The sequence below is a fragment of the Flavobacterium sp. genome (assembly GCF_003525665.1).
GTDB lineage: Bacteria > Bacteroidota > Bacteroidia > Flavobacteriales > Flavobacteriaceae > Flavobacterium.
Genome location: NZ_DQDX01000188.1, coordinates 9,933 through 14,970 on the forward strand (window position 1 = coordinate 9,933; position 5,038 = coordinate 14,970).

The following is a 5,038-nucleotide window of genomic DNA, read 5'->3' on the forward strand; positions in this document are numbered from 1 at the left end:
TCAATAATTGTTTACCTTATATTTGTCATACAAATTAAACTTTTCATTTATGGAAGAATGCATCTCGGTTTTTGATATGTTAAAAATTGGTGTCGGACCATCGAGTTCGCATACACTTGGACCTTGGCGTGCTGCCGAACGATTTTTATCGGAACTAAGAACTGAAAATATTCTTCAAAACGTAACTCGAATAAAAGTCGATTTGTACGGTTCGCTTTCGTTAACAGGAAAAGGTCACGCAACCGATTTGGCTGTCATGTTAGGTTTGTCTGGTCAAGATCCAGAATACATTCCGGTGCAAGATATTGATGGAATTATCAAAACTATTGAGAATAAAAACGAAATCAATTTGGGTAACGAAATTATTGTTCCGTTTTACTTTTTACAAGACATCGTTTTCAATAAAAATTTCCTTCCTTTTCATGCAAATGGATTGACTTTTACTGCTTTTTTATCAGATGATAAAGAATACCAAACTACCTTCTACTCCATAGGTGGCGGATTTGTGGTGAAAGAAGAACGTGTCAATGCTAAGAAAAAATTAGAAATAAAATGTGCGTTTCCGTTTCCAATTCAAAATGCCGAAGAACTTTTAAACTACTGTAATTCAGAAAATAAATCCATTTCAGAAATCGTATATGAGAATGAAAAATCAATGCGAACTGAAGCAGAAATCAATCATGAATTAATGCGAATTTGGAACACCATGTTAGAATGCATGTACATTGGTTGTCATTCTGAAGGCATTCTTCCAGGCGGATTAAACGTAAGAAGAAGAGCGTTCGATATGCATCAAGGTTTGATTGGATTATCCAATTATAACAATCCACAAGAATGGTTAGAATGCATTCGAAAAACAGAAGTTAAATTCCGTCAAATATTAAAATGGGTTTCATGTTTTGCTTTGGCAGTCAACGAAGTAAATGCTGCGTTAGGAAGAGTTGTAACGGCTCCAACTAACGGAAGTGCTGGTGTAATTCCGGCCGTTTTAATGTATTATTTGGTAATTGAAAACCACGATGCAGGCGAAAAAGAAATCAAACAATTCTTGATGGTTGCTGGCGAAATTGGAAGTATTTTCAAAAAAGGTTCTACCATTTCTGCAGCAATGGGCGGATGTCAAGCAGAAATTGGCGTTTCAAGTTCAATGGCAGCAGCAGCTTTATGCGAAGTAATGGGTGGAACTCCAGACCAAGTGCAAATGGCAGCCGAAATTGCAATGGAACATCATCTTGGTTTAACTTGCGATCCTATTGGTGGTTTGGTTCAAATTCCGTGTATTGAGAGAAATACAATGGGTGCAATTAAAGCAATAAATGCAGCCGAATTAGCTATGGAAACTGACGCTAAAAACGCAAAAGTTCCTTTGGATAAAGTAGTCAATACCATGTGGAAAACGGCACAAGATATGAATTCTAAATACAAAGAAACTTCAGAAGGCGGACTTGCAATAGCTGTAAATATGGCCGATTGCTAATTTTTCTCTTTTGGATCGTCTTGATTTTCTGGACTTGAATTGGCATACCTTTTTTTGGTAATATCAAAATTCTTATCTCTATTTTCTAGCATCACTTTACCAACTTCTTCTTTTGCTGTACTTGGCTTTGTGCTTAAAATTTTATTGGTTTCAGGTTCACAATTTTGTTCATCATGATCTGTATTTCTTGCTCTTTGTACAATTTTTATAACGCCATTTTTATCAGTTTCCATTTCAGCTTTCATTAAAGAATCTGGGTTGTTTTCCTTGTTCGATTCCGATATTATATTGCTATTACTTTGCTTATTGTTCATTTTTTTAGAACCTAGATCGTTATTTTCCATGACTTAATTTTTTAAATTGTTGATACGATAAAGTTATTCTAAATCAATGTTTTAAAGTTACATAATTTCTTTTTAATGTATCAAAAATCCAACATTAAACCATTCCCAATTTGAAATAAAAAGTACTTCCTAAACCCAATTCGCTTTCAACACCTATCGTTCCATTTTGAGCTTCGATGAATTCTTTAGAAATCGCTAAACCCAATCCTGTTCCCGATTTATGACTGCCTGGAATTTGGAAATATTTGTCAAAAACTTTCGATTGATACCGCTTATCAATTCCTTTTCCTTTATCAGTAACTTGAAAAACAATTTGGTTCTTTTCTTGTTTCAATTTTACAGTTACAACGCTATTATCTGAAGAATACCGAATGGCATTTGTCAAGAAATTAATCAAAACCCAAGACGATTTTTCACTGTCTGCTTTTACTTCAGAAAAGTTAGCTTCTGATTCAAATTTAACTTCAATCTGTTTTTGTTCTGCCTGAACTTTAACCGCTTCTATGGCATATTTTGCAATTTCATTTGGATTACTTTTCTCAATATTCAGTTGAATATTTCCAGTTTCCAATTGCGATAATTCTAACAATTCGCCAGTAATTTTTAGCAATCGCTGACTGTCGTCTTTAATACTATCAATCAGTTGTTTTTGGTCGTCATTTATAGTTCCAGTTGAAGTATTTTCTAGCAATTGCAGACTCATTTTGATAGAAGAAATTGGTGTTTTTAGTTCGTGAGAAACGGTTGCAATGAAATTTGTTTTAGCAAAATCAAGCTCTTTAAAAATCGTAATGTTTCGCAAGATTATTACGTTTCCAATATCGATAGATTGTTCTTCTCCAGTAGGTTTTATGGTGATGTTTACATTTTCTTTTTCGAAATAACTTTCTTTTCCATCAGCAAAAATTTTCATCGGATGTGCTTTTGGACTTTCCAATTCGTTGATGATTAATGACTTCATTAAATCGTTTTTCAATGCTAAGGTTGAAGCCAATTGACCAATAACTTCCTCTTGCTTTAATCCAATGATTTTCAGCGCTTCATCGTTTACAAACAAAACGTTTCCATCATTATCCAAACCAATAATTGGATCGTGCATGTTGTTTATTAGAGTTTCCAAACGCTTCTTTTCAAACGTCAATTTATGCAAACTACTATTGGAATATTCCTCCAATTTTTCTGCCATTGAATTAAATGATCGTGCCAAATCACCATATTCATTATGATTTTGGAAATTCACTCGCTCCGAATAATTTCTGTTGGCAATTTCTTTGATACTTCCAGTCAATTCCTTAATTGGATTGGCAATATTATTAGGTAAGTTAACTAACAAATTAAACGCAATTAAAAAGCATAAAGTTCCAACAACTGCAATCCATAAATTGGCAGTTTCGGCAGTTACTTTAGCAATATCACTTTTTACTTTTATGGCATTCATATTGAGTTTCATAATCTCAAAAATGTCTTGTCGGATTTGGGCTTTTATAGTTTCATCTGTTATGTTTTTTTCTAATAATTGAAAGTTATTTTGCAAATTATAAGTAACTTTATCTTCGCCATCTTCTGTAATATTAGCCAATTGTTTCTTTAAATTGGTTTCAAAAAGAAGAATAGCTTTTGGTTCATCTTTAGCAATTTCATCCAAAGAAGAAAGCATATTTCTAGAGTATTCTAAGGTTTCATAATTGGCTTTGAGTATATTTTGAGTGTCTTTTTTTATAGAAAAAATGTAATAAGCACTCACTAATGAAAGGACTATTATCAAGATAAATAACAATCCAACACCTAGATTTAATTTGGTTTTAATTTTCATTTTAAAGAATGTATAATGTGAAAATGTATATTGTATATTGTATTTGTATGTTGTGTTTAGTTTTGTACTTGAATTTTATTTGATTAATTATTTTGTAAAATCACAAATTATTATAAATGCCTTTTTTCAGTATACAGTATACAGTATACATTTTTACGATATACAGTTATACTATAATCAAGACAAAATCACTAAATCAACATTCGATTTCGACAGACTATTCAATAATCTTCTAAAAATAGTTGTGGACAAAATTACTTTAAATAAATTGAAATGTGGCTTGCCAATACAAACCGTTGTGATGCTCTTTTGGTCTACAATTTTCAACATCGCATCAGTAATATTGGAGCTTTCAATCTTAATCACTTCGGCTCCAAGTTGTGTCGCTAATTTGAAATTATTTATCAAATGACGTTGTTTGTCCAATGCAATTTTATTCGGACTTTCCTTTGGCGTTTCCACATACAAAACATACCAACTTCCGTTGTAATAACTTGCTAATCGTGCCGCTTTTCTGATAACAATTTTGGCCGTTTTATCATTACTACTAATACATGCCAATAGTTTTTCGTGTTTTAATGCAAGGTTTTTAGGAACTTCATTTTCTACTTTTCGAACCACTTGACTTGCGACTTCTTTCAAAGCCAATTCCCGCAATTGCAGAATTTGATCCGCTTTAAAAAAATTAGTCAAAGCCGTTTGGATTTTATCTTGCGTGTAAATTTTTCCTTCTTTCAAACGCGAAATTAAATCTTCCGATGTCAAATCGATATTCACAACTTCATCTGCCAATCGCAGAACATTATCTGGAACTCGTTCTTGAACATCAATGCCAGTAATCCGTTTCACATCTTCGTTCAAACTCTCAATATGCTGAATGTTCACCGCAGAAATTACGTTAATTCCAGCTTCCAAAATCTCCAGAACATCTTGCCAACGCTTTTCGTTTTTGCTTCCTTCAATGTTGGTATGCGCCAATTCGTCAACAATCACAACTTCTGGTCGCAAATTGATAATCGCCTGCACATCCATTTCTTCCAGATTTTTCCCTTTATAGAAAATACTTCGTCTTGGAATCACTGGCAAACCATCAAGCAACTCATGAGTTTCCTTGCGAAAATGAGTTTCGATATAACCAATCTTAACGTCAATTCCGTTTTTCAAAAGCGTGTGTGCTTCTTGTAACATCCGAAACGTTTTGCCCACACCAGCACTCATGCCAATGTAAATTTTGAATTTTCCTTTTCGGGATTTCTGAATTAAATCAAGGAAATGCTGGGCGTTATTTTGTTTTTCTTGTTCCATGTTTAATAGCCACGAAGGCACAAAGTCACGAAGTTCAAATTCAACTATAATTTAAAAATTTCAGAGTATTTACTTTTAAAAACTTTGCGACTTAGCGTC

The 5,038-nt window shown here is 33.2% G+C and carries 4 protein-coding genes; 1 reads left to right on the forward strand and 3 read right to left on the reverse strand.

Features of this window, described 5'->3' with window-relative positions:
• Positions 1 to 49 precede the first annotated feature (49 nt).
• Entirely contained in the window at positions 50 to 1,477 is a 1,428-nt protein-coding gene (locus DIU01_RS13250) for an L-serine ammonia-lyase (RefSeq protein ID WP_290835205.1), read from the forward strand.
• Here the strand turns inward: DIU01_RS13250 and DIU01_RS13255 are convergent.
• From DIU01_RS13255 to DIU01_RS13265, 3 genes are all read right to left on the reverse strand, one after another.
• Entirely contained in the window at positions 1,474 to 1,821 is a 348-nt protein-coding gene (locus DIU01_RS13255; RefSeq protein ID WP_290835206.1) for a hypothetical protein, read from the reverse strand. The two genes, DIU01_RS13250 and DIU01_RS13255, sit on opposite strands and share 4 nt — an antisense overlap.
• Before the next feature lie 94 nt (positions 1,822 to 1,915).
• Positions 1,916 to 3,634, reverse strand: a complete 1,719-nt coding sequence (locus tag DIU01_RS13260) for an ATP-binding protein (protein WP_290835207.1) — start codon at positions 3,632 to 3,634, stop codon at positions 1,916 to 1,918.
• A gap of 177 nt (positions 3,635 to 3,811) precedes the next feature.
• Positions 3,812 to 4,939, reverse strand: coding sequence for a sensor protein KdpD (locus DIU01_RS13265; RefSeq protein WP_290835208.1), 1,128 nt, complete (start codon positions 4,937 to 4,939; stop codon positions 3,812 to 3,814).
• Positions 4,940 to 5,038: the final 99 nt, after the last annotated feature.

What these genes read in the sequence shown, in the direction of transcription:
- DIU01_RS13250 (WP_290835205.1), top strand. Translation starts at nt 50, where the DNA reads ATGGAAGAATGCATCTCGGTTTTTGATATGTTAAAAATTGGTGTCGGA.
- DIU01_RS13255 (WP_290835206.1), bottom strand. Translation starts at nt 1,821, where the DNA reads ATGGAAAATAACGATCTAGGTTCTAAAAAAATGAACAATAAGCAAAGT.
- DIU01_RS13260 (WP_290835207.1), bottom strand. Translation starts at nt 3,634, where the DNA reads ATGAAAATTAAAACCAAATTAAATCTAGGTGTTGGATTGTTATTTATC.
- DIU01_RS13265 (WP_290835208.1), bottom strand. Translation starts at nt 4,939, where the DNA reads ATGGAACAAGAAAAACAAAATAACGCCCAGCATTTCCTTGATTTAATT.